General features: G+C 42.4%; 17 protein-coding genes and 2 riboswitches. Of the genes, 6 read left to right on the top strand and 11 right to left on the bottom strand.

The genetic code is table 11. From position 1 onward, the window contains the following. Positions 1 to 186 precede the first annotated feature (186 nt). A complete protein-coding gene (locus CSV70_RS01275) occupies positions 187 to 1,122 on the bottom strand; it encodes a carbohydrate kinase family protein (RefSeq protein ID WP_099660889.1) in 936 nt (311 codons plus the stop codon). A 177-nt stretch (positions 1,123 to 1,299) separates the two neighbouring features. On the opposite strand from CSV70_RS01275, the gene CSV70_RS01270 reads away from it, so the two are divergent. Then, complete coding sequence (locus CSV70_RS01270) at positions 1,300 to 2,220, top strand: NAD(P)/FAD-dependent oxidoreductase (protein ID WP_085132878.1); 921 nt, start codon at positions 1,300 to 1,302, stop codon at positions 2,218 to 2,220. Between the two features lie 49 nt (positions 2,221 to 2,269). Here CSV70_RS01270 and CSV70_RS01265 read toward each other — a convergent pair whose 3' ends face one another. The 7 genes from CSV70_RS01265 to CSV70_RS01235 form a co-directional block, all read right to left on the bottom strand. After that, on the bottom strand, positions 2,270 to 3,943 hold the full coding sequence (locus CSV70_RS01265) for a glucosaminidase domain-containing protein (protein ID WP_233191740.1): 1,674 nt from the start codon (positions 3,941 to 3,943) through the stop codon (positions 2,270 to 2,272). A gap of 505 nt (positions 3,944 to 4,448) precedes the next feature. After that, positions 4,449 to 5,384 carry a ribose ABC transporter substrate-binding protein RbsB gene (gene rbsB / locus CSV70_RS01260; RefSeq protein WP_099628316.1) on the bottom strand — a complete coding sequence of 312 codons (936 nt, stop codon included), beginning with the start codon at positions 5,382 to 5,384 and terminating at the stop codon, positions 4,449 to 4,451. Between the two features lie 16 nt (positions 5,385 to 5,400). Beyond that, positions 5,401 to 6,342, bottom strand: a complete 942-nt coding sequence (gene rbsC / locus CSV70_RS01255) for a ribose ABC transporter permease (protein ID WP_085132865.1) — start codon at positions 6,340 to 6,342, stop codon at positions 5,401 to 5,403. After that, positions 6,329 to 7,825, bottom strand: coding sequence for a sugar ABC transporter ATP-binding protein (locus CSV70_RS01250; RefSeq protein WP_099628315.1), 1,497 nt, complete (start codon positions 7,823 to 7,825; stop codon positions 6,329 to 6,331). Before CSV70_RS01250 ends, rbsC begins: the two co-directional genes overlap by 14 nt. Before the next feature lie 16 nt (positions 7,826 to 7,841). Then, positions 7,842 to 8,231, bottom strand: a complete 390-nt coding sequence (gene rbsD / locus CSV70_RS01245; protein WP_099628314.1) for a D-ribose pyranase — start codon at positions 8,229 to 8,231, stop codon at positions 7,842 to 7,844. Next, a complete protein-coding gene (gene rbsK / locus CSV70_RS01240) occupies positions 8,228 to 9,106 on the bottom strand; it encodes a ribokinase (protein ID WP_099628313.1) in 879 nt (292 codons plus the stop codon). The genes rbsD and rbsK overlap by 4 nt, the downstream gene beginning before the upstream one ends. Beyond that, a complete protein-coding gene (locus tag CSV70_RS01235) occupies positions 9,106 to 10,083 on the bottom strand; it encodes a LacI family DNA-binding transcriptional regulator (RefSeq protein WP_099628312.1) in 978 nt (325 codons plus the stop codon). Before CSV70_RS01235 ends, rbsK begins: the two co-directional genes overlap by 1 nt. Positions 10,084 to 11,016: 933 nt before the next feature. Here CSV70_RS01235 and CSV70_RS01225 point away from each other — a divergent pair. Together CSV70_RS01225 and CSV70_RS01220 are read left to right on the top strand one after the other, a co-directional pair. Then, positions 11,017 to 11,337 (top strand): GRAM domain-containing protein, encoded by a 321-nt coding sequence (locus CSV70_RS01225; RefSeq protein WP_085132860.1) that lies wholly within the window; start codon positions 11,017 to 11,019, stop codon positions 11,335 to 11,337. A 140-nt stretch (positions 11,338 to 11,477) separates the two neighbouring features. After that, positions 11,478 to 13,727, top strand: a complete 2,250-nt coding sequence (locus tag CSV70_RS01220; RefSeq protein ID WP_233191733.1) for a DEAD/DEAH box helicase — start codon at positions 11,478 to 11,480, stop codon at positions 13,725 to 13,727. A gap of 108 nt (positions 13,728 to 13,835) precedes the next feature. Here the strand turns inward: CSV70_RS01220 and CSV70_RS01215 are convergent, their stop codons facing one another. The 3 genes from CSV70_RS01215 to CSV70_RS01205 form a co-directional block, all read right to left on the bottom strand. Next, complete coding sequence (locus CSV70_RS01215; RefSeq protein ID WP_099627317.1) at positions 13,836 to 16,892, bottom strand: YhgE/Pip family protein; 3,057 nt, start codon at positions 16,890 to 16,892, stop codon at positions 13,836 to 13,838. A gap of 39 nt (positions 16,893 to 16,931) precedes the next feature. Next, positions 16,932 to 17,501: a TetR/AcrR family transcriptional regulator gene (locus CSV70_RS01210; RefSeq protein ID WP_099627316.1), complete on the bottom strand. Its 570-nt coding sequence runs from the start codon at positions 17,499 to 17,501 to the stop codon at positions 16,932 to 16,934. Positions 17,502 to 17,648: 147 nt separating this feature from the next. Further along, positions 17,649 to 21,077, bottom strand: coding sequence for a DUF4430 domain-containing protein (locus CSV70_RS01205; protein WP_099660886.1), 3,429 nt, complete (start codon positions 21,075 to 21,077; stop codon positions 17,649 to 17,651). Positions 21,078 to 21,199: 122 nt separating this feature from the next. Beyond that, a riboswitch (cobalamin riboswitch) is annotated at positions 21,200 to 21,387 on the bottom strand. Between the two features lie 141 nt (positions 21,388 to 21,528). Next, a riboswitch (TPP riboswitch) is annotated at positions 21,529 to 21,626 on the top strand. Positions 21,627 to 21,713: 87 nt separating this feature from the next. Between CSV70_RS01205 and CSV70_RS01200 the strand changes: the two genes are divergently transcribed. From CSV70_RS01200 to CSV70_RS01190, 3 genes are read left to right on the top strand one after another with little or no spacing between them, the layout of a single operon-like run. Next, positions 21,714 to 22,481 (top strand): ABC transporter ATP-binding protein, encoded by a 768-nt coding sequence (locus CSV70_RS01200; protein WP_099660911.1) that lies wholly within the window; start codon positions 21,714 to 21,716, stop codon positions 22,479 to 22,481. Further along, positions 22,478 to 23,230: an ABC transporter permease gene (locus CSV70_RS01195; protein ID WP_199171582.1), complete on the top strand. Its 753-nt coding sequence runs from the start codon at positions 22,478 to 22,480 to the stop codon at positions 23,228 to 23,230. Before CSV70_RS01200 ends, CSV70_RS01195 begins: the two co-directional genes overlap by 4 nt. Next, positions 23,227 to 24,267, top strand: a complete 1,041-nt coding sequence (locus tag CSV70_RS01190; protein WP_099660885.1) for an ABC transporter substrate-binding protein — start codon at positions 23,227 to 23,229, stop codon at positions 24,265 to 24,267. Before CSV70_RS01195 ends, CSV70_RS01190 begins: the two co-directional genes overlap by 4 nt. The last annotated feature ends 2 nt before the right edge of the window (positions 24,268 to 24,269 follow it).

The following is a 24,269-nucleotide window of genomic DNA, read 5'->3' as shown; positions in this document are numbered from 1 at the left end:
CGCCATGTAGTCCTGTTGGAAAATGTGGATAGAGCGGTTATGGGTGGCGATAGAGCGGATAAACGAAGACATTGAGCGCTTATGGGTCATGATAGAGCCGATATCACATGCATTGAGCGGTTACAGGCCGCGATAGAGCGGATAAACGCACGTATTGAGCACAAAGGCAAAATCGAAATTGCATCATCACTCCAGTTCATTCGCATACGGCATTGCGGACAGCGCGCCGACTTTCATTGCGCATCGCGCCCCCATTTGATTGCCAAACTCGATATGTGCAAGCATTTCTTCGAGCGATTTCGGTTTGCCGTTCAGATGAAGTCCGCGAAGTACGCCTGCCAAGAAAGCATCCCCTGCTCCTGTTGTATCTACGGGCTCAATGGGCTCCACCGTTACATGATGCTGTGCCCCTTCGATGACTGCAAGAGTTCCTGCCTCGCCCATCGTCAGCATGATGACAGGGATATTATAGGCGACCAATTGATCTAGTGCCTTTTCTATATTTGATTCTTGCATAAGAAAAGCGAGTTCTTCTTCGGTAAGTTTTAGTAAGTCCGTTTGATCTAAAAAGGAAAGGATAGTATCACGGCATATCTCTTCGCTTTCCCAACGTAACGGCCGAATATTAGGATCTACTGAAAGATATAGATCATGTTCTTTTGCCAATTCGACAGCTCTTTTCGTTGTTGCCAAAGCTGTTGGCTGGAACATCGTACCCGAACATATATGTAAAATTGAAGCGTTTTGGAAAGCTTGTTCTTGTAAATCACTCGGTTGGACTTGCAGATCAGGCGTATCGTCAATGTATTTCACAAATACTCGATCGTATTCTGGAGTCAAATGTACATAGACACGATTGACTTTCTTCTCTGGGGAACGAACAGCAAACGTTATATCGACACCTTCGTGACGTAGCTGATTTTCTGCAAATCTCGAATCCTCGTCTTCTCCAATTACGGTGATTAGTGAGGATTTAGCACCTAGGCGTGAGACACCCGCTGCTACATTGACTGTTGCTCCGCCAAGAAATGTGGAGAATTCGGTGTTCGTTTGATCTGTTGCGATATAATCTACGAAAATGTCTCCGTATATTAGGACGTGTTTTTCTTGTCGTTTTTTCATGTACCCGACCTCCCAAGAAGTTTTCTTTCTATCGTATCATGGAACTAACTTAACTGTGATAATGTCCGAATAAAATGTTGATCCATACTTTCTATACTAATTAAGTTAATCTGCACACCTACAGTTTACTTCAAGTATTTCATGGGAAGTCCTATAACTAAAATGCAGTGAAAAGGGATGAAAATTGGAATGATCTATGAATGTGCAATCATTGGTGGCGGACCCGCTGGATTAAGTGCGGCTTTAGTACTTGGAAGGGCAAGACGAAATATTATTGTTTTTGATGACGATCAGGCTAGAAACCGTGTTTCCCGGGCATCTCATGGATTTTTAACACGTGACGGCATGCAACCTTCAGTATTACGACAGATGGGACGGGAGGAATTGACCCAGTATCCGTCTGTGGTATTTCATCATCAAAAGATTGTTTCAGTCGAACGTTTGGATGAATCGCATTATGAATTAATGACAGCAGACGGTAGGATGTTCCGCACGCAAAAAGTACTTCTTGCTGTCGGTTTACGTGATGAACAGCCTAACGTACCAAGTATTGAGCGCTTTTACGGTACATCCATTTTCAGTTGTCCGTATTGCGATGGCTGGGAATTACGAGATCGTTCATTGGCTGTATTTGCTGATAAAAATGTGTTTAAATTGGCGACTGAAGTTTATACATGGAGCCGAGATCTAATTGTATTTACCGGTGGAGAAGGTCAGCTGACGGTAGAGGAACAAAAGAAGTTGAATGCGAAAGGGATACAAATTGTCGATGATATCATTTCAGGACTTGAAGGCGAGGACGGCCAACTGCATAGAGTACGGCTTGAGGACGGTACATTGATAGACCGCGCAGGCGGATTTGCCTCTCCTCTTTGGAGTCATCCCAATCATTTCGCTCAAGATTTAGGTTGTGAGCGAAATAAATACGGTGGGATTCTGACCGATGAATACGGACGGACAACCGTTTGGAATGTCTACGCAGCGGGAGACGTTTCACATATTGTGCCTTCACAGCTTCTAGTCGCCGCAGGAACCGGAAGCGCCGCAGCCATTGGGATTAATGGTGACTTGACGAAAGAATTTTTCAGTCGTGATTGAATAAAACTACCCCCTTACCGACAATTTAGGTGAGGGGGTAGTTCAGTGCTCATTGCCATTCCAACAGATCTACTAAATCGCCATGCACGTATACTGTGTCATATGGAGCCTTATCTGAACGAATTTTAATCCATGGTGCTTCAGGTAGTTGATCATCCAAAATAATGAGCGGCATGCCCATCTTGTGATATGTATAAATGATCGGCGTGCCCGGAGCTGATGAAGGTGTAGGACGTACATTCAAACTGGGTGGATTCGTCAATCCAATTTTCAACTGATTCGCCAATTCTTTCCCACCCATCAAACGATCCATTCGATACAAATGACCTGCGATTTTTGATCCCCAGTACGGATCGGAAGCGTATTTGACGTTTATGCCAACCGCTTTATTACCAAAATTTGTACCGTTTGCATAGGTAGCACTTGGTGGTAGATAGTTTTTATTCAAGAAAGCATCGACTAGCTCTTGAATATTCTTACTGACTGAATCAAATTTTTGATTAGATGGATTATCATCTGTCACATACAAACCGAATAAGTTATTATTGTCCAGCGCGCGCTTACTTAGACCGTACTGACTTTCATGTTGCGCTAACGCTAGAATATGCATCGCATTCACATGACTTTCTCGCTCAATACGTTTCAACTCCGTCCCTAACCCAATCAACTTACTTCTTGTCGTAGCATCTTTATAAGTTGAAGAATTAGGATTGTTAGTCTCAAGAATGCTTAGCTGTTTCATAATATACGTATCCAACTCTTCAGCTGTATAGCGCGTCATGCTGCGCATCGGCAAGTACTGGAAGTATTGATGAGCCGTGCCAATCAAAGCCCCTGTTTCATTATGAAAATGACTGCCGTCCGTACTATAATACTTTACCCCTTCCTGCATGAAGCGCGGTGCAGCACCCATTTCATACGAAGCGAATGTCTTTGTCTTGTGCGAGTAAATCAAGTGGTAAAGCGAATCTCTTAATACTTTGTAGTGTGTGCGATCCGATACGGTTTGACTCGGTAGCATCGTTGCGTTTTGTGGCTTGATGTAAAAGTTTCTTCCCGCTAGTTCGACTTTTACAGATGTCGTTGTCGAGTCAACATATACAAGTTCCGTGTCTGCTGGAACATAAGTTTCCTGACGTTTTAAGTCTTTATCGGCATACAAAATCGTCAATGAACTGCCACCGTAAGCTACGGTCGAGATCAGCCCTTTAGGCATATGGATGATGTTATTTTGTAACAGCACGACTTGATTGCTATTCATACGGCTTGCCGCTGCTTCAAAACTTGGAAACCTTTCCACTATAGTGGTCGTGCCATTGGCTAGTACATTCGCCAAGTCATATGTGATTCCCGCTTTAATGGAAAACGTTTTAGTAACCGGTGCTTTTAATGGTTTGCCATCTGTATTATGCACAGCTTGCGTAATATGTAATGTGTAAGTTTCGCCACTACGATAATTTCCTGCTGGCGGTGCGATATGTACTTTCTTGTCGGAGTCTGAGTATGTTATTACATTGGGCTGCGTTACTCCTTTAGAGTCCTTGATATAAATCGAATTGGGATCAACCGTATCTTTATTTACTGGTTTATTGAACGTGATAGTCCACGGCTTGTCCGGGTTTTGATCAGGTGAATGGTCCTGCCAAGTAGCGGCTTCAGTTGATAGCGTCATCGCGAAGGTGAGTAGAAAGGCGATCATAGCAGTTATAATATATTTCGTCATGGATTTCAAATCTAGCAACCTCCTTTTTGTGTTAATTATACAGGATTTCACTAGATTTTACATAAACAACTGAAAAGTAGTCGCATAGTTTCATATTGCGTGGAGTGACGGATCAGTTGACGTTTTTAACGCAGGGATATGGATGAAAAGTGTTTTTAGTAATGATATTTTTTCTTAAATGCTCACTAATCTATTTAAGCACTCTATTCATCTCGAGATTCGCTCTATTACAGTCCGGAAACGCTCTATCTCACGCGGGATCCGCTCTATAGAGACGCCCGAAAGCTCTATTGCAGTCCACAACCGCTCTATGATACACGATATCCGTTCTATCTCACGCAAGATCCGCTCAATAGAGACACCCAAAAGCTCTATTGCAGCCCACAACCGCTCTATGATACACCATATACGCTCAATCCCCACCCCATCCCCCACTCACTCACAAAACACACAAAAAGCCCCCCAGCCAGAAAAACTGGCCAGAGGGCTCCTTTCAAACTACAACTTACTCTTTAATTAACTCCAAATCAACTGGAATATCTGCTTCTACTTCTTCGCCGTTTAGCTTTGCAACCGCCGCCTTCATTGCCTTCATCCCAATTTCCTCGGGCTTCTGTGCAATCGTCGCGGACAACTTGCCGTCTTTGACAGATTTGATCGCGTCGTCTGTCGCGTCGAATCCAATCACTTGAATGTCCTTACCAGCTGACTGAATGGCTTCTAGTGCGCCCAATGCCATCTCATCATTATGCGCGAATACGCCTTGGATGTCCGGGTTAGCTTGCAAAATGTTCTCCATTACTGTCAAACCTTCTGCACGGTTAAAGTTCGCTGTTTGTTTCGCCACGATATTCACTTTGCCGTCAACCGCTTCGTTAAAGCCGGCTCCACGGTCACGCGCTGCGGATGAACCTGCGATCCCTTCAAGTTCCGCCACTTTTGGGTTATCCTCGCCAAGTAATTCCATCATGTATTCTCCAGCTAACACGCCGCCCGCTTTATTATCTGAAGCAATGTGGGAAACAACTTCTCCACCTTCTGCTCTGCGGTCTACCGTGATGACCGGAACGTTAGAACTATTTGCCGATTCCACTGCAGAGACAACCGCTTCAGAATCTGTAGGGTTGATGATCAATAAATCTACACCTTGCTGAATTAAATCTTCTACGTCACTCGCTTGTTTAGATGCATCGTCTTGTGCATCTACTACGATGACTTCGGATCCAGATTCTTTCGCTTGTTCCTTCACACCTTCACTCAACGTCACGAAGAATGGATTGTTAAGCGTCGATACGGAAAGCCCGATTTTATACGCTTTGTCGCCTTCATTTCCAGCCTCGCCTTTATCATCCGATGAAGACTCTGAACCTGGCTGATCCAATGAACAAGCTGCCATGACGAACACGACTGCCAAAAGTAGTAACCATTTGATATTTTTCATAAAAATTCACATCTCCTTATGCTGTTTTTTTGCGATCTAAGAGCACTGCGATTAATATTACTGCACCCTTTACAACCTGTTGGAAGAAAGAGGATACGCCTATCAAATTCAAACCATTATTCAAGACACCAATAATCAATGCACCAATTAATGTACCGACAATCCAACCGCGACCGCCAGTTAAGCTTGTCCCACCAAGTACAACGGCCGCAATGGCGTCTAGTTCAAACATATTACCCGCTGTTGGCTGTGCGGAGTTTAAGCGTGATGTCAAAATTAATGACGCAATGGCCGTCAGACCGCCTGCCAATGAATAAACATAAATCTTCACTCGATCAACATTAATTCCGGATAGACGTGATGCTTCTTCATTGCCACCGACCGCATACACACGGCGTCCGAACGTCGTTTTCTTCAATATAAAGTACAGCACTGCAAAGGAGATGGCCATCGTGATGACTGGGACGGGAATACCGAAAATATATCCTTTCCCAAGCATTTGGAATGTGAATGAATCGCCAAGTCCTGAGATCGGACGGCCTTCAGTATAAACTAAAGTCAATCCGCGGAAAATCGTCATCGTCGCGAGTGTCGCGATAAATGGTGCGACCTTTCCTTTCGCGATAATCAAACCATTGATTGCACCGAGCAGCACACCTAGTAATACGCCGAGTAGCATGGCCAAAATCGGATCCATGCCACCTGACATCATACCCGCTGTCACAGCACCGGTTAACGCGAGAATCGATCCGACTGATAAATCAATTCCACCGGTCAAAATAACAAACGTCATCCCGAACGCAATCAATGCGTTAATGGAAACTTGACGCAATACGTTGAACAAGTTGTTCAGCGTTAAAAAACTTGGACTCATAACTGAAATAATAACGACAATCAACAATAAACCGATGACCGGTCCTAATTTCTGTAATGACGATTTCATATTAGTCTTGGACAACTTTGTCACCTCCTGTTGCAAAATGCATAATGCGTTCTTGTGTCATGTCCTCTTTCGGTATATCTGCCATTAACTGGCCTTCGTGCATGACGAGCACCCGGTCTGCCATACCGATTACTTCCGGTAGTTCGGACGAAATCATCACAATGGCGACACCACGCTCAGCCAATTCATTGATGATACTGTAAATCTCTTTCTTCGCCCCAACGTCGACACCTCTTGTTGGTTCATCCAAAAACAGAATATCCGGCTCAATACCAAGCCATTTTGCGATGACAACCTTTTGCTGATTACCGCCACTCAACGACTTGACGATTTGTTCAGGTCCAGACGTGCGAACACCGAGACGTTTAGACATTGTGTCATATAAATGGTTTTCTTTTGTTCGTTGAATGACTCCTGAATTTGAAATTCGATTGAAGTTCGTCAGACACATATTTTCCCGAACCGAAAAATCAAGAATCAACCCTTCCGATTTCCGATCTTCCGTGACATATCCAATACCGAGCTTTTTCGCTTGCAACGGATTCGAAATGACTACTTGCTTGCCATCAATGAAAATCTTACCTGCAGTGGGTTTCTTAAAACCGAAAATCGATTGAATGACTTCCGTACGCCCCGCACCCATCAATCCAGCAATACCGACAATTTCACCTTTTCGCACTTCAAACGAGACATCTTCAAAATAGTCACTACGCGAGAGATTTTCTACTTTTAATTTAACTTCGCCTATTTCACACGCACGTGCTGGAAATCGTTCGCCCAGTTCACGGCCGACCATCATCTGGACGATTTCTTCAAACGTCGTGTCTTTTATATTCCGCACACCGACGTATTGACCGTCTCGCAAAATTGTAATACGGTCGCACATCGCGAAAATTTCTTCCATCCGGTGTGAAATATAAACGAATGAAACACCTTCAGCTTGCAATGCCCGAACAGTTGTAAATAACGTTTCAATTTCTCGATCCGTCAGTGCTGCAGTTGGCTCATCCATCACAATTAATTCAGCATTAGAAGAAACCGCCTTCGCGATCTCAATAATCTGCTGTTTACCGACAGATAATTCACGAGTAATCGTGCGTGCATCGACATGTAACCCTAGTTTCGATAAAATTTCTTCCGCTTGACGATTCATTTCTTTCGTCTTCAAAATCCCACTTTTCCCGAACGTCTTTTCTTTACCTAAATAAAAGTTCTCAGCAACTGTCAAGTCTGGTAAAATATTAAGCTCTTGATGAATAACCGCTATTCCGGCAGCTTCAGCTTCCTTGGCGTTCTTGAACTCTACTTTCTTACCTTTGACCGAGATCTCCCCTGCGTCACGTGTATAAATCCCTGTCAAAATCTTCATCATCGTCGATTTCCCTGCACCGTTCTCTCCCATGAGCGCATGGATTTCACCTTTGACTACATTAAACTCCACATTGTCGAGTACTTTATTTCCATTGAAACTTTTCGATATTCCGCTCATCGCAATCATCTCTGCACACCCACTTTCAGAATATGACGCCTGACTGGACGATAATATTGGCATATGGTGTCGCCTCTCCTGTACGAATAATAAATTTCGATTGTCTGGATTGTTCTTTTAATTGATCATGTGTTAGTTCATCTATCGGACATTGTAATTGTGTGATTTCATTATAGACTGTAGGGTTTTCTGCTTTTATTTGGCTCGCAATATATACTTTTTCCGCTTGAAAGTCTTTCATGAGTTCCAATAAAATCTCCGTAAATCCTGGTTTTCCTACTGCGTAAGAAAGGTCGATGCACGGAACACCTTCAGGAATCGGCAGGCCGCAATCTGCAATCGTCAATTGATCGGTATGACCCATTTTAGCCAGCATAGCCGCAATTTCGCGATTGATCATGCCGTGCTTTTTCATCGGCTCTCCTCCAAACGCGCTTCCACTTCTTCAAACGAAGGCATGCCACCTTGTGCGCCGAACTTTTCTACGGAAAGTGAAGCTGCCGCATTCGCAAAATGAACTGCTCGTTCCAAGTTCATTCCGGCTACAATCCCATGAGCAAGAGCTCCGTTAAACGTATCGCCAGCGCCTGTCGTATCCACTGCATTTGTCTTAAAGCTTTCTACGATGACATGCTTTTCTCCATCGAAGAATCGTGCACCGTCACTACCTAGCGTAATAATTAAACGGTTCGGATACTTTTCTAACGCACTGACCATATCCATGCCGAAGATCTGTTCACATTCCGTTTCATTCGGCGTCAAATAAGTAATCGAAGGCATCATGTCAAGTTCGAATCCGCCCGCCGGTGCAGGATTCAACATAACGGGAATTCCTAGCGCCTGGCACTTCGCCAATGTATAGATGACAGTAGGTATCGGAATTTCAAGTTGAAGCATGACCAATTGACTGCGCTTAATCAGATCTTCTATCTTGTCAATATGAGTTGGCATCAACAAAGAATTGGCGCCCGGTACGACGATAATCCGATTATCTCCTTCTGACAGCAATATATTCGCAATGCCTGAAGCTCCCTCTACCATACCTACACCCGTGACGCCGACTTGATTCTGTTGAAGGTTATTTACAATGCTCGTACCGAATAAATCATTTCCTACGCAAGCAACCATATGTGTTTCACTACCAAGTCGCGCCGCAGCAATTGCCTGATTCGCGCCTTTTCCACCTGGCACTGTATCGAACACATTTCCAAGAACCGTCTCGCCCTGGTTTGGGAAATTCTGCGTGCCAACTACCAAATCCATATTGGCACTACCAATTACCGTTATCATCATGCTTCACTCCTTGTTGTTTGGCGAATGAGCAACTCTGCCGGAATCAGTACTTCACGCTCCGTCAACTCTTGCCCTTCAATTAATTTAATGAGCATCCTTGCTGCCATCGCGCCAATTCTATATAAGTCTTGTGCTACTGTCGTCAAGCCTGGCGTTAATTGGCTCGCAAGCATCGTTCCGTCATATCCAACAATTTGAAGCTGACTGGGGACATGAATACTCGCTGAATAGGCCGCTTTCATTGCGCCTGCTGCCGTCACATCACTACTCGCAAAAATTCCATCAATCGATACTTCTGCCAATACCTTTTTCACCATGGTCTCCGCTACATCGAACTGAAATGGACATTCAATAATATGTGTATTAATATCCTTCCCCTTCACCGCATCATTGAACCCAGCAAATCGATCATCTGCAGGACCTAATCCGGAAGGTCCTCGCATGCAAAGAATGTTTTTACAGCCGCTCTCCAGTAAATGCTCTGTTCCTATACGAGCACCTTCGCGGTTATCCGTCGCAATATACGGTATCGACGAATGAATTCTTCGGTCAATTGCTACGATGGGTATATCCAATCCCATGTAATGTTCCACTTCTGCGTGACTTGTCGCGACAATGAAACCCGCCACGTATTTCTGTTGCAGCGTCTTCACATAATTAATTTCTTTCTCCAAATCTTCATCCGAGTTACACAGAATCACCGTGTATCCGTACGCCAACGCAACATCTTCAATCGCACGCGCCAGTTCCGGGAAAAACGGATTGACGATATCCGGAACAATCAACCCAATAAACGTAGATTGTTTCGTACTAAGCGAACGCGCAATCATACTCGGCTGATAATTCAACTCCTCAACCGCTTCAGCAATCACGCGTTTCGCCTCTTCACTTATGTATCCTTTATTATTTAAATAGCGTGAAACAGTCGCTACCGAAACTCCAGCGGCTTTAGCTACATCCCGTATATTTGCCAACTATTTCACCTACATTCTGTTCTATGTGGTACCGGTTACACATAATGATAACAGACGGAGTTTTTTAGTGTCAATAGGGAAGTAGTTTTGCTTTGAGTGTGGTTTATTGAGCAAATATTGGGTTAGATAGAGCGGATGGCGCGGGTGATAGAGCGCTTGAGTCAACACATTGAGCACTCGCGGACTTGGAGTGAGCGGATACCGCGGGGGATAGAGCACTTAAGACAGCACATTGAGCACTCGCGGACATTGATTGAGCGGATAACGCGGGCGATAGAGCGCTTAAATCAGCACATTGAGCGCTCGCGGACTTGGGGTGAGCGGATGGCGCGGGCGATAGAGCGCTTAAATCAACACATTGAGCGCTCGCGGACTGGCATTGAGCGGATAGCGCGGGCGATAGAGCGCTTAAATCAGCACATTGAGCACTCGCGGACTGGGAATGAGCGGATGGCGCGGGCGATAGAGCGCTTAAATCAACACATTGAGCGCGCGCGGACTGGCATTGAGCGGATACCGCGGGACATAGAGCACTTAAATCAACACATTGAGCGCGCGCGGATTGAACGGATAGCGCGGGCGATAGAGCACTTAAATCAACACATTGAGCGCGCGCGGACTGGCATTGAGCGGATAACGCGGGTGATAGAGCGCTTAAATCAGCACATTGAGCGCGCGCGGACTGGCATTGAGCGGATACCGCGGGACATAGAGCACTTAAATCAACACATTGAGCGCGCGCGGATTGGCATTGAGCGGATAGCGCGGGCGATAGAGCGCTTAAATCAACACATTGAGCGCGCGCGGACTGAGAATGAGCGGATACCGACGGACATAGAGCGCTTAAGCAAATCAAGATGTCTTGTCTATACATATCTATAGAGGTAAAATGAAAATAGAGTCATAGATAAAATCCATAGAGGAGAGATCTGCATGACGAATTCTCGAGAAAACGAAAAAGTCCAATATGAATTACCTGTGGACTTGCGAAAGAGTATAGATTACGTCAGTGGCAACTTATTTATTACAAATCAGCGCTTCATCTTCCAGCCACGCAATATGCATTTTCAAAGAGATATTTTGGAATTCAATATTTCCGACATCAATAATATAGACTCTTCCTTCGTGTTAGGTATTGTGCCGAACGGAATTACCGTGGAGTTAAAAGATGGTACTCTGCATACATTTGTTTTAGAGAGTTCACTATTTGTGAAATGCGATGATATTATTAAGACCGTTTGGGATTTGATGTGAGAAGTGAGTGTCTAAATATTTTGTAAATCAAATACAATTCTACAAAATTGAATATTGGGAATTCTCTTGTGTTCACCCTATCTTTATTAGTACACTAAGTATAGCGAATCACTGAATTGAATTATAAGAGGTGTATGGTTATGAAGATATCTGAACAGGATTTTAATCTAGAACTAGAAAAACTTCAGACTGAGAATAAGTACTTAAAAATGATAGTACAAAATTATTTACCAGAACTTCAAATAAAACAATCTAATAATTTAATTACCAATAAATCAACAGCACAACAGAAAGTTCAACTATTTAAAAGTGTATTTCGAGGTAGAACAGATGTATATGCAACTAAATGGCAGTCGGAGGATGGTAAGAGCGGCTATTCACCAGTTCGTCGGAATAAGGCCAATACCCCTCTTACAGATCAAACAATTTATGATCATTTAAGTGGTAAGCACATTGTTGGTCTATATCCCTTGTTAGTAGATAACTCTTGTTGGTTTCTTGTTTTAGATTTTGACAAAAAGAATTGGCAGGAGGATGTACTTGCATTCGTAAATGTTTGTAAAAGTATTCAGCTTCCTTTTAGCATTGAAAGATCCCGCTCTGGTAATGGGGCGCATGTATGGTTCTTCTTTTCAGAAGCCTTACCTTCCTCATTAGCTCGCACTCTCGGTAAAGCACTGATTGCACAAGCGGATAAGAATACATCTACTGAGCTAGATTCTTTTGATCGTTTATTTCCAAGTCAGGATTCTCTTGCAAATACTAGAAGCCTAGGAAATCTAATCGCGCTACCACTACAACGCTATTCCCGAGATCTTGGCAATAGCGTTTTTGTTGATGAATTTTTTCAACCATTTGTAGATCAATGGCTTTATTTATCTTGTTTAAATAAGGTGGATAAGAACATGGTTTACAGATATCTTCAGTTACTTAAAGTTCAAATTCCTGCTAATAAGGCTATTGGATATTCAACTACAATAAAAGCCATTAAGAAGAACGGTATTCATTTCAAATTAGAAGAACTTTCTGATGCACTTACATCACAACTCGAAAGCTTAGCTTCATTTGGAAATCCTGAGTATTTTAAAGCAAAAGCAAAGAGACTGTCTACGTATACCATACCTTCTTCGATTGATTGTTTCGATAAAACTACTTCACATTTAATTCTTCCAAGGGGATGTGAGCAGGCTATCCAAGAATTAATGTCTTCTAAGGGAATTGAATTAGATTGGATAGATGAACGTTTTGTAGGAAATCCTATAGAGACAGATTTCAATGGCACCTTATCTTCACAACAGGTAGACGCACTTCAACAGTTGCAAGCACATGATGGCGGTGTCTTAGCAGCCGCCACTGGATTTGGCAAAACTGTAACAGCGGCTGCTCTTATCGCTGAACAAAAAGTTAATACCCTGATCATAGTGAACCGTAAACAATTACTAAATCAATGGATTGATCAGCTTTCACTGTTTCTAGACTCACCCCGAAAGGAAATAGGCCAATTTGGCGGTGGAAAACGGATGCCTACAGGAAAAATAGATGTAGCCACCATACAAACATTGACCTCTAGCGGGATTGATCCTATTATCACTCAATACGGTCAAATTATTATAGATGAATGCCATCATCTATCAGCTTATACTTCTGAACAATTAATGAAGATGATTCGAGCAAAATATGTATATGGACTTACGGCCACACCAGCTCGTAAAGATGGGCTTCACCCAATAATTACGATGCAATGTGGTCCGATTTTATATAAAACAGATGCTAAAGAACAAGCACTCATTCGCCCTTTTCATCATGTAATCTTTGAAAGAAGAACCTCTTATAAGACTACATCTGAAAATATCCAGCAAATGTACAATGAGATCGCAGAAGATACTAAGCGTAATGGGCTTATTTTCGAAGACGTGCTTTTAGCACTAGAAGAAGGTATGACGCCATTAATTCTGACCGAAAGAATAAACCATGTAAACATACTTCATAGTTTGTTTAAGGGATTTGCAAAAAATATCATAGTTCTTTCGGGAGAACTCTCTAAAAAAGAACAAGAGAAGGCATTAAATTTCATCCGAGATCTACCGTGCAAAGAAGAACTCTTAATTATAGCGACAGGAAAATATATAGGTGAAGGATTTGATTTTCCACGATTAGATGCGCTGTTTCTAACTATGCCGATCTCTTGGAAAGGTTTATTAACTCAATATGTAGGACGGTTACACCGCAACCACTCTACTAAACAAGAAGTACGCGTATACGATTACATTGACCAGAAAGTCCCTACCCTTATAAACATGGCTAAAAAGCGTTCAAAAGGCTTTAGGGATATGGGGTATGTTAATGGAGCATGTGAGAATAATAATTCTGAACAAATGAAGCTATTTTAATGTAATAGTTCCGGTATATCCATTTAATTGAGACTTCTAAATCTAATTACACATGAAAAGACTGTACAAAAAGTTAGTAAAGCCACTTTCTGTACAGTCTTCATTCCATCACATCACAATATTACTTTCCTTCGCCTTCTCAATAAACTTATCACTCGATTTATTGAAGAACTTTTTCAATCCAAGTCCTGCTACAAGCGCTAGTGCGAAGTAGATCAGTAGATAGAGGATTTGTTTTAACGCTACTGCCCAGATAATTCCGCCGATCGATTCACGCAATAAGGTGATCGCATGCGTGAACGGCATAAATGCAGAAATCTGTTGGAAGAACTCGGGTGCCATTTGGATGGGGAATGTCCCTCCTGATGCACCGAGTTGCATGACCATCAAAACGATTGCGATGACTTTTCCGGTGTTACCGAGTACGGACACGAGTGTGTAGACGATGGAAACGAATACTACACTGATCAATACGCCGAATAAGACAAATGGTAGCTTGTTCACGACGTAGACATTCATGATGAATAATTCACCGAGCGTGACAATCAATGATTGAATCGTGCCAATCCCAGCAAAGATAATTAACCGTCCAAGATACGTTTGATAGCTCTTGAATCGTGTCTTCTCGCGGATATCCACTTTCAACGTGGATACCATGAGCAATGCACCGACCCACAATGAAAGCGTCGTGTAAAACGGACTCATGGCTGAACCGTAGTTTGGAATCGGATATAACTGGTGCTCATTCAAGACGACTGGTTCAGCGAAAAACTTACTGACGCCTGTTGGGTCCGTTGCCAGCACATCCAATAATGTATCCAAGTCTCCGTCTTCTTCTAACTTGCGAATCTTTTCTGCCATCGTTTCAATGGTTTCGCGAGCTTCTGGGAAGTGTTTCTGCGCTTTCGCTAAATCTGTTTTCCCAAGCGCAATCCCTTCTTCTGCTTTTTCAAGCGCAGTACGTAAACGTGGGATCCGACCGTTTACTTCATCCAGTACATCGGATACATCATACAACGCATTCGTAGCATCACGTATCGCAGATTTATACTTTCTCGTCAAATCATTATTGACAAAATCGATAGCATTTCCAACCGAACGATCTAATTCACCCGATACACGGTCGACTTCCGCCAAATGTTTCTTACCGTTTGCTTTTGATTCATTGATTCGACCGACTAAGCTGTCAACGGATGAATTGGCAGATGACAAACTGTCTTGAACCGTTTTGATTCGTTCGATTTCAGCAGACAGTGTATCGGATTTAATGAATTTTTCCAGGTCCGTTAATCCATTGTTAATGGAGCCAATTGCCGTCAGTCCACTATCGATACGGCCAACCATCTTTTGAAGCACTCCGATCGTAACTTTAGGATCTTCCGCAGTTTCTAGCAATCCTGCAAGCTTGTCATCAATTTCTGTCTTCGATGCTTGGAGTTCATTGAACCGATCACGCAGTCCTTCATCGAAAGTTTGTAATTGTTCAATCGCATCCTGGATTGCTTTTTGGCTATTTGCATCAAATTGATTGCGTGCATCGGTAATCTTTTGTTGACTTGCCTGTAGCTGACCGTTCAGTTGATTCAACAACTCGAGGCTAGGTTTTTCACCTTTATTAATAGTAGCTTGTACTTGATCAATAACTTGTTTAGTCGATGATAACTGATCCCGTAACGCGATGATTTTTTGTTGCAGACCGCCAATTTTGTCACTGCCTGTCACTTTACCTGCAGCTTCTAAAACAGTAATGACGGTATCCATTTTACCAATCTGACTTTCTATCGCGGTAGACATACTGTCGAGTTGTTCTTGGTATTTGCTGAAATCAATAGATTCACGCTTATCGATTAAGTTTTGAACGACTTTTTGTGCCCGGCTGTTTACTTCCGTCGCACGATCCAATAAGCCCGTGATATTCACAGAAAGCTCATTCAACTGCTTCAGGAGCTTTTCAGTTTGCGGTGATAATACATTTTCGTAATGATCTTTGATTTTATCCATATCTTCAGTGAGTTTACCCGACAACGCCTGTGTTTGCGTAATTAAATCAGTAGCCGGATTGTTACCGCTCTGCAAATCAGAAATGATGGTTTCCAAATTCGTTTTCAGACGGTTTAAATCTGTGGCGCTATTGTTCAAGGCACTCTGTAAATCTTTAATATTTGTTGAGTCTTTTAGATTCTGATCCTGTTTCTTTAAAAAATCGTAAATATCATCTAACCGAGCATTCGTATCTTCCAGTTTGCCTTGCTTATCACGTAGCGAATCGACAAGACGATCGATGTCTTCACCTTTGCCTGATAACTCGCTCGTCAAATTAGGTACTTTGCGGAATGCCGTCTGTGCGCTCTCCAAGTTAGATGTGATGACGCGCAATGTGTTATCTACGGTCTTTTCATTTTCCTGCAACTTACTGACCAAGCGTGCGTTCAACTTTTTCGCATTGGCATGCACGGCATTGACGTCGTCAAGCACAACATCTACACGATCAATAGAAGAGTCTGCGTAATTCAAGCCTTTATCCATCAGTTCTAACTTTGAATAGATTTCAGGAATGTCAAATTCCAATTGATAAATTAAATCACGTAGCTTTTCGATATTCACACGATTTCCTTCAAGTTCTACTCCGAGATTATTGAATACCTTGATGACTGCTTCATTCGCTTGTTCAACGAATGTTTTATCGATATTTTCTACAATAGCAGACGCACCTTTGCCCGCTACTTTCGGGGAAATTGCATTGATTTTTTCATTGATATAATAATCTAATGTGGGTTTCTTAATATCGTCGGTGATGACACTGCTTAAATTCTCTGAGAAGTCTTTTGGAATGATGATCGCAGCATAGTAATCACCATGTTTCACGCCTTTTAACGCTTCCTCTTTCGTTACAAACTGCCAGCCGAGATCATCGTTCTTGGTCAGCGAGACGATGACTTCATCTCCGACATTGAATTCCTTATCCTCTATTTTCGCACCTACGTCTTCACTGACGACCGCGACTTCTACGCCTTTCGTATTGGAATACGGATCCCATGAAGCAAGGATGTTCATCCAAGCATATAGAGAAGGCAGAAATGCAATCGCCGCAATGACAATGAGTGCTGCTTTATTCTTGAAGATATTCCGAAGATCGCGTCTAACTATAAACCAAATTTTATTCATGTAATATAAACCCTCACTCTATATTCTGTCATTCGCACGTTACACTAACAAACTGGAAAAGATCGTATCGTTCAACACGTCCGTGATTTGCTTTTCCGTCAGTTGTTCATGATGCGTCTTTGACCAATCGTTAACTAGTGCTAAATACGTTTTGAATAAAAGATATGCAATTAGCTCGCTGTCACATGGCTTTAATTCACCTTTTGCGACACCGCGATCAATCTTTCTTGCAATGAATTTTAATATTTCCTTCTCTATAGACGTTAACACGTCTCCTACAGCAGGTGTTCGTAACTCTTTCTCTTCTTCGATCAATTTAATAAATAACTGATGGGTCTCGCGAAATTTCAACAATTGCATAATACGCGCATGGGCATTCTCTTGAAATGACGCGCCTTCTTTAGCTGTCTGTTCGGAGACGTTTTTCATTTCTTCAACCATTTTCCAGACAATTGAATGAAATAACTCTTCTTTATTCGAGAAAAATGTATAGATTGTACCTTTCCCCACATTCGCAATCTTCGCTACTTGATCCATCGTCGTCGCTTTATATCCAAACATCGTAAACGATTTTTCAGCCGCCAATATAATTTCTTCTCTACGATCCATTATGACACTTCCTTCAGAAATGACCGGAATACCGTTTCGGTCTTCTAGTCATTATATTACATAGATTTATAGATAAATGCAAGATATTACACAAAAGACTACCATACAAGCCATATGGTACTGACTTGTATGATAGTCTTCAATTTTTTATTCGATTATAAATACTTTGCGAATCGGTTCTTTGATTACTTTATCGTTTGCTGATTTCACTTCGGTAATCGTTAAATAATAGAGTTCGCCTTTAGTATATCTAGCAATCGGCTTGATTTTTACTGATTTCCCATCTTCTCCGAGTGTTGTAGAAACCGTAACCATTTCACCCATTGCATTTCTCACGACTACTTTTTCTAAGTTCGCAGCATCATGTTGTAATGTATCTGAAAACGTGATAGTCCACTCTTTCATCGTTTGAACTTCATTTTCAGAATCGAAATACGTATAGGGTTGATCATTTTCGATCACTACAACTTGCAGTATTTCTGAAGACAGTTCGAGACCTTCAACTGCATCCAGCACTTTACCCGCTTCCCCGATTTGAACGATCATCTTTCCGTCAACCACTTCTGTTTTTTCTACTTTTGCCGGGTGCAGTTCTCCAGTCTTTTCATCTATCACTTGAATTTGAAGCTTCCTATCTGTAATTGTCGCTTTTACATTTTCAGGTGATTTGAGTGAGAGTTCAGGGTTCGGTATAGGATTCCAATCATCTCCTAGATCTGCTCCTAAGTTCGTTGTATACTGCCAACGTAAAATATCGTCTTTCTTTAATTCATAAATTCCAGCACTATACTGCGGGAATTCACCATTGACTGAATACATCCAGCCACTTAGCGGACCGCCATGAAATTCCGCTACATTATTAATACTTTTCACGTATAGGGTTGGACCTATACCAGTAAATTTGATTGGTATTGAGCCACTTTCTACTTCACGTTGTAGTACAGTGAACGCCGTATCCCCCGACTCAATTTCCAACTGTTTTGGGCTAATAATATCCCCCATATTCATTGTTCGTGTTTCTACGGAAAATGTAATATTCGTTGGATGTACTGGTGGCTCTATAGTTTCTTCTTCAGAAAATTGTTGCCAGACAGATTTACCCGTTTTAATTTCTTGTAGTGCAATTAAAGATTGTTCGACAGCTATCGTATTGACCCATTTATCGGCTGGTAAAGTGAATGCAAATGCTCCATTTTTCATTTGGAATTTGCTTAATGCATCTACAGGTGATTTCCCATCTTTTTGCCATTCGATAGATGTAACGTCTTCTCCTGACGCAACCAGTCCTGAAATGACAGTCGCAATACTGTTGGAGTTTTCTCCCCAAGCGCCCCAGCCAGCTGTATCCAGTTGTTGTTCGCGTAAGACGTGTTTTGCTCGTTCAATGGCTGTATTCACCGCACTATCATCTTGATAATTTGCTAGTGCCAATAAGACCATCGCTGTCATATCGGGATCAGCTTTGTCTTGTACGTTTAATGAAAGAGAAAATCCACCCTTTTCCTTTTCTTGCTTTAACAAATGTTGTAACGCTTTTTCTTTCGCTTCAGCATTCCATGTTCCTACGTCCTGCCCACGCTTCATACCTGTATCTAAAGCGAGCATCGCCCAGGCGTGTTTATTTATAGGACCAATTGATCCATCTGCTTTTTGTTGTGCCGCTAACTCTGCATACAGATTACGATTCGTTTCCCACGCAGTAGTTGGATCCTTCCCTACTGCCAGCAAACCAAAGATATAACGGATATGGTCTGTATCTGACTCGTCACTATTTAATTCTGGATCTTTAGTAATCCACTCTGGTAATCGTGCTGTACCATCAATTAATTGCGAACTAGATGCGCCCAATCCAACCAGTTCCGTCCAACTAATTCCCGGCATACCCCATCTAAAGTTATCCTTATTATATCTCTCTACTTCATAAAAACGTAACGTATCCGCGAGCATCTCGTCTACCGAACGGCTTACTACTGGTTCCACCGAAGATATATTTGCGGTAGTGTTTACATTTGAATGCACTGCTTCAGCAAGTCCCGTTATGGATAACACTTCATTTGGTACTTCGCCTTGCACATGTAGAAGTACTTTCTGGTTACTTTCAACGGTAACGGAGCCAACTGTTAGGCCTCTATTACCTATAGTCCAGTTACTAGCGTCTGAGGCCGCTTCCGTAAACGCGTCTCCATGTAATGTGAGTTCAATAGTCGGATTCTTGTCCCCGACTTTCAACTTCGTGTTGGATTTGAAAACTGCATTGCGTTTATAAAAAATGTGAATCTTATCCTGTTCGTTCACTATAGTATCGATTAGTGAAGTAGATGATCCTTCATTTACTTCCACCACCCACTGATCAGTGCCATGTAAGCTTCCATTTTGAATGTCATTAATCGACACAAAATTCTTTTTCAGTTCATCTATCTCAAAAGGAATATCTTGTTCCTGTAACAACTGTTCAACAACTTGTACAACCGTACTGTCTTCTTCGAATGTGACTTCAGTTTCTGAAAGAATAGAGCCATCTAATCCATCGATTTTCACGTGGGCTGTAGGCTGCTCTGCTTTTAAAGCAATTCGATTCCAAACTGAACTTCCCGCATTTATGTCTGCTAGCGCAAGTAATACTTGCTCAGTCGCCATTAAGTTGGTTTTCTTATCAGTCACTTTCCACTTATATGAGCCATCTTCTAACTGGAAACCTTTTATTGCATCTACTACTGTCTGATTTCCAATATGCCATTTCTCTGCTAGTACGTTTTCATTTACTGCAGCTAGACCCCAAATCGCTGTCGCTGTTGAATTGGCATTATCGCCCATTCCAAATTTACCTGGCGAATTAAATCCACCCGTCTGTAAGTCTAGTTGTCTAGCTCGTAGTAAGTCCTTCGTTCTTTCAATAGCTGCATCCGCCGCTTCTTCCCCTTGATAATTAGACAATGCGATCATGCCCATACCTGTCATATCTGGGTCTGAAACCGTACCGCTGAATGAATATCCGCCATCTTCATTTTGCTTATCGAGTAAAAATTGTAGTGCTTTTTGTTTCGTATCTTTATTCCACTCGCCTAAATTGGCTCCTAGACGTTCGCCTGTATCCATCGCAAGCAATGCCCACATATGTTTATTAATGCCACCAAATGCGCCTGTATCTTTGTTTTGTTGCGATGCTAATTCTACATAAAGATTACGCTTCGTTTCCCATGCATCGGCTGGATCTTCGTTCATTGCGAGTAACCCGAAGATATAGCGAATATGTTCTGTACCATAATGTATAGGTTCCAAATGACTTGGCTCTTTTTTTTGCCATTCTGGTAATACCCACTCGCCATCATTCAGATCTTCACCTGCTGCGTAAAGCCCGACTAATGTTTGCCACGAATCCAGTTTCATCTCTTTGTTTTTATAAAACTGAACGGTTTTAGCTAATAAGTCTTCCACATCTGTCTGCTCGGCAACCGTTCCTTTTGTATTCTCTACACCTGTATCAACTGCTTGTACCACCGGAGTTACAAACGACAATACCAACATCAAACTTAGCAACACAGATAATACCTTACTTACTCGACTACCTTTCTTCAACGACTCCTACCCCCTATTTTTTTCAATAAAAAAATCCCGCCTCCGGAAAGAGACAAGGATGGATGGATGCGTGTTTAGACGTACCTAATACAACACCACATACACACCTTTTTCCGGAAGGTTGTAAGCATGGTATTATGGTAAGTCTCCTGACTTTTGGATACAAACGCAACTTCAACCTTCCCAGTACGAATACCAGTGGTTGTCTGAAGTCACTTTCCAATTACAGTGGCCGGACCGTTCAGGATTTTCACCTGATTCCTTTTTAAGTCTTGCAAACTAGCAAGACACCAAAATACGCTATAAACTCCTCTTTATCATAAGGAGTCGACATAACAATTGCAATAGCGTAATATTTGACGGTTCATGTATTATACAGGCTTCTATCCTATACCGATTTCTCTCAACGCTATCTTGACTATCTTTTCAGACTATGTAACGATAAGAGATGGATAAACACTAGGGGTGCTTTTGCTGAGAGAGGCGTTCGCCTTAACCCTTGAACCTGCTCTAGATAATGCTAGCGGAGGGAAGTGGACATATGACGGATTTTATCCGTACTATGCAACCGCTTCGCATAGAGAAGTGGTTTTTTTGTGTGAATTTTTTTAAGAAATGAGAAGTGGTAAGAATATGATGAATAAAGTTTTAGAGTTTACTAATGTCTCTTTTCATTATCAAGCAACGAAAGCTTCGAAACCAACTGTTATTTTCGATCAAGTTGACTGGCACGTGAAGGAAGGCGAATTCGTTAGCATCATTGGACCAAGCGGCTATGGCAAAAGCACGTTATTTCGACTCATCACTGGCCTAGAGAACCCTGACAGTGGACAGATTTTATTGGACGGAGTAGTGACAACGAAGCGGTTAGGCAAGGTTGGGTATATGCCGCAGCAAGACTTACTCATGCCGTGGCGGACGATTCTTGAAAATGTTCAATTACCTGTAGAGCTTCAAAAACGTAAACCTTCTTCCGATGAAATCATCCAGTTACTTGCTGACTTCGGACTGGCAGGAGAAGAAAACGCCTATCCTGGAAACTTATCAGGCGGGATGCGACAACGTGTTTCTTTTTTGCGCACAATCCTGACCGGCTCAAATATTTTATTATTGGACGAGCCATTTAGTGCACTAGATGCGATCACGCGGCTGACGATGCAAGAGTGGCTAATCGATCAATGGCAGAAGCTCGATAAAACGATCGTCTTCATCACACATGATATTGACGAAGCCTTATTCCTATCTGATCGCATCTTTGTACTTGCTGAAAAACCGGTACAGGCGATTCGCGAAGTCGTCGTACCTCTCAGCCGACCACGCACTATGCGAGACTTGGCACGACCGGAACTGATGGAACTGAAAGAGCAACTGATCAGCGAGCTTCGTTCGGAGGCGCGGCTATGAAGAAGATGACTTCGTATAGTTGGTCTATACTTCTCGTCGCGATGCTACTTGGCGTATGGGAAATCGCAGCGCGACTTTACGACAAAAGTTTCCTCTTTCCGTCCCCTTCAGCGATTCTGATTAGATTATGGGAGCTGAAAACGGAGCTGTTTATCCATCACTTACCTCCGACTGCTTTAACTATTTTGATCGGCTTATCGATTTCGATCATCATCGGATCCACACTAGCGATTGCGATGTATAGTAAGAAACCAATTGAGCAAGCATTTTACCCTATTTTGATCGCGTCGCAAACGATTCCTGTCATTGCGCTTGCACCGATTTTTGTCTTGTGGTTCGGCTACAGCATTTGGAGTAAAGTCGCAGTCACCGTCTTGATCACTTTTTTCCCGATCACCGTCAGCGTATTCGACGGCTTACGCTCGTCAGATAAGAACTTACGTGAGTTAATGTTGACAATGGGCGCATCCGCCAAAGATATCTTCTATAAGCTAGACCTACCTTCCGCTTTGCCATCTTTCTTCTCTGGACTCAAAGTGGCGGTCACACTTAGCGTAATCGGTGCGGCCATTGGAGAATGGTTAGGCGCGCAGGCAGGACTTGGGTATTTCAGCAGAAGAATGATGACGCAATTTGATAGTGCTGCTGTATTCGCACCGATCGTCTTGCTTTCGGCAGTAGGCATTATCTTCTTTTTACTCGTTGTCGTAATAGAAAAATACTTTTTACAATGGAGGAATCATCAATGAAAAAACGTCTGTTCCTTAGCATCACGTGTCTTCTTCTACTTCTAGTGGGATGTACAAATGATACAACCCCTGCCAATCAAGAAGAGACACCGAACAATGAAAAGAAAAAAGTCAGCATTATGCTCGACTGGTATCCGAATGCCGTACATAGCTATATATATGTTGCGCAAGAAAAAGGATTTTTTAATGAAGAAAACGTGGAAGTGGACATTCAATTCCCTGCCAATCCGACCGACCCAATGAACTTGACCGCAGCTGGTAAAGTGACACTTGGATTGTATTACCAACCGGACGTCATTTTAGCGCAAGCAAATGAAAATATTCCGGTTAAAGCGATTGCCTCCATCGTACGTGAGCCGCTTAATTACACAGTCATGTTGGAAGAAAGCTCGATTCAATCACCTAAAGATCTCGAAGGCAAAACAGTTGGCTATCCTGGAATTCCACTGAACGAATCTCTGATTAAAACGATGGTAACGAATGACGGTGGCGATTATGACAAAGTGAATATGATCGATGTTGGATTTGAATTGGAATCTTCACTCGTTTCGAAACGCGTCGATGCCGTAACAGGAACATTTATTAACCACGAAGTGCCTGTTATGGACTCGAAAGGATTCAAAACGCGCTACTTTAATCCAGTAGACTATGGCGTGCCGAATTATAGTGAAATCGTGTTGTTGACGAGTGATGATACATGGGATAAAGAACAAGACGCCATCCAGGCTTTCTGGCGAGCAGCTCAAAAAGGCTATGAATTTATGGTAGAACAGCCCGAAGAAGCACTCGACCTCTTGCTGAACAACCAAGATCAAGCAAACTTCCCGCTAGACAAAGCAATCGAAACGGAAAGTTTACAAGTGTTATTACCTAAGATGGATACAGATGGTGAAGCATTTGGCACGCTGGATGAAACGTCTTGGAAAGAAGTACGGGACTGGCTACATGAAATGGAAATGATCAAGACGAAACCTGAAGTGGATGAGATGATCTTAGATATCAATACGGGAGAAATGTTCTCTAAATTAACGAAATAAAA

It is taken from the genome of Sporosarcina sp. P25 (assembly GCF_002743235.1).
GTDB lineage: Bacteria > Bacillota > Bacilli > Bacillales_A > Planococcaceae > Sporosarcina > Sporosarcina ureae_B.
Note: the sequence above shows the minus strand (reverse complement) of the source record. Positions and strands in the feature narration are given on the sequence as shown.

What these genes read in the sequence shown, in the direction of transcription:
- CSV70_RS01275 (WP_099660889.1), bottom strand. Translation starts at nt 1,122, where the DNA reads ATGAAAAAACGACAAGAAAAACACGTCCTAATATACGGAGACATTTTC.
- CSV70_RS01270 (WP_085132878.1), top strand. Translation starts at nt 1,300, where the DNA reads ATGAAAATTGGAATGATCTATGAATGTGCAATCATTGGTGGCGGACCC.
- CSV70_RS01265 (WP_233191740.1), bottom strand. Translation starts at nt 3,943, where the DNA reads ATGACGAAATATATTATAACTGCTATGATCGCCTTTCTACTCACCTTC.
- rbsB (WP_099628316.1), bottom strand. Translation starts at nt 5,384, where the DNA reads ATGAAAAATATCAAATGGTTACTACTTTTGGCAGTCGTGTTCGTCATG.
- CSV70_RS01250 (WP_099628315.1), bottom strand. Translation starts at nt 7,825, where the DNA reads ATGATTGCGATGAGCGGAATATCGAAAAGTTTCAATGGAAATAAAGTA.
- rbsD (WP_099628314.1), bottom strand. Translation starts at nt 8,231, where the DNA reads ATGAAAAAGCACGGCATGATCAATCGCGAAATTGCGGCTATGCTGGCT.
- rbsK (WP_099628313.1), bottom strand. Translation starts at nt 9,106, where the DNA reads ATGATAACGGTAATTGGTAGTGCCAATATGGATTTGGTAGTTGGCACG.
- CSV70_RS01225 (WP_085132860.1), top strand. Translation starts at nt 11,017, where the DNA reads ATGACGAATTCTCGAGAAAACGAAAAAGTCCAATATGAATTACCTGTG.
- CSV70_RS01220 (WP_233191733.1), top strand. Translation starts at nt 11,478, where the DNA reads ATGAAGATATCTGAACAGGATTTTAATCTAGAACTAGAAAAACTTCAG.
- CSV70_RS01215 (WP_099627317.1), bottom strand. Translation starts at nt 16,892, where the DNA reads ATGAATAAAATTTGGTTTATAGTTAGACGCGATCTTCGGAATATCTTC.
- CSV70_RS01210 (WP_099627316.1), bottom strand. Translation starts at nt 17,501, where the DNA reads ATGGATCGTAGAGAAGAAATTATATTGGCGGCTGAAAAATCGTTTACG.
- CSV70_RS01200 (WP_099660911.1), top strand. Translation starts at nt 21,714, where the DNA reads ATGAATAAAGTTTTAGAGTTTACTAATGTCTCTTTTCATTATCAAGCA.
- CSV70_RS01195 (WP_199171582.1), top strand. Translation starts at nt 22,478, where the DNA reads ATGAAGAAGATGACTTCGTATAGTTGGTCTATACTTCTCGTCGCGATG.
- CSV70_RS01190 (WP_099660885.1), top strand. Translation starts at nt 23,227, where the DNA reads ATGAAAAAACGTCTGTTCCTTAGCATCACGTGTCTTCTTCTACTTCTA.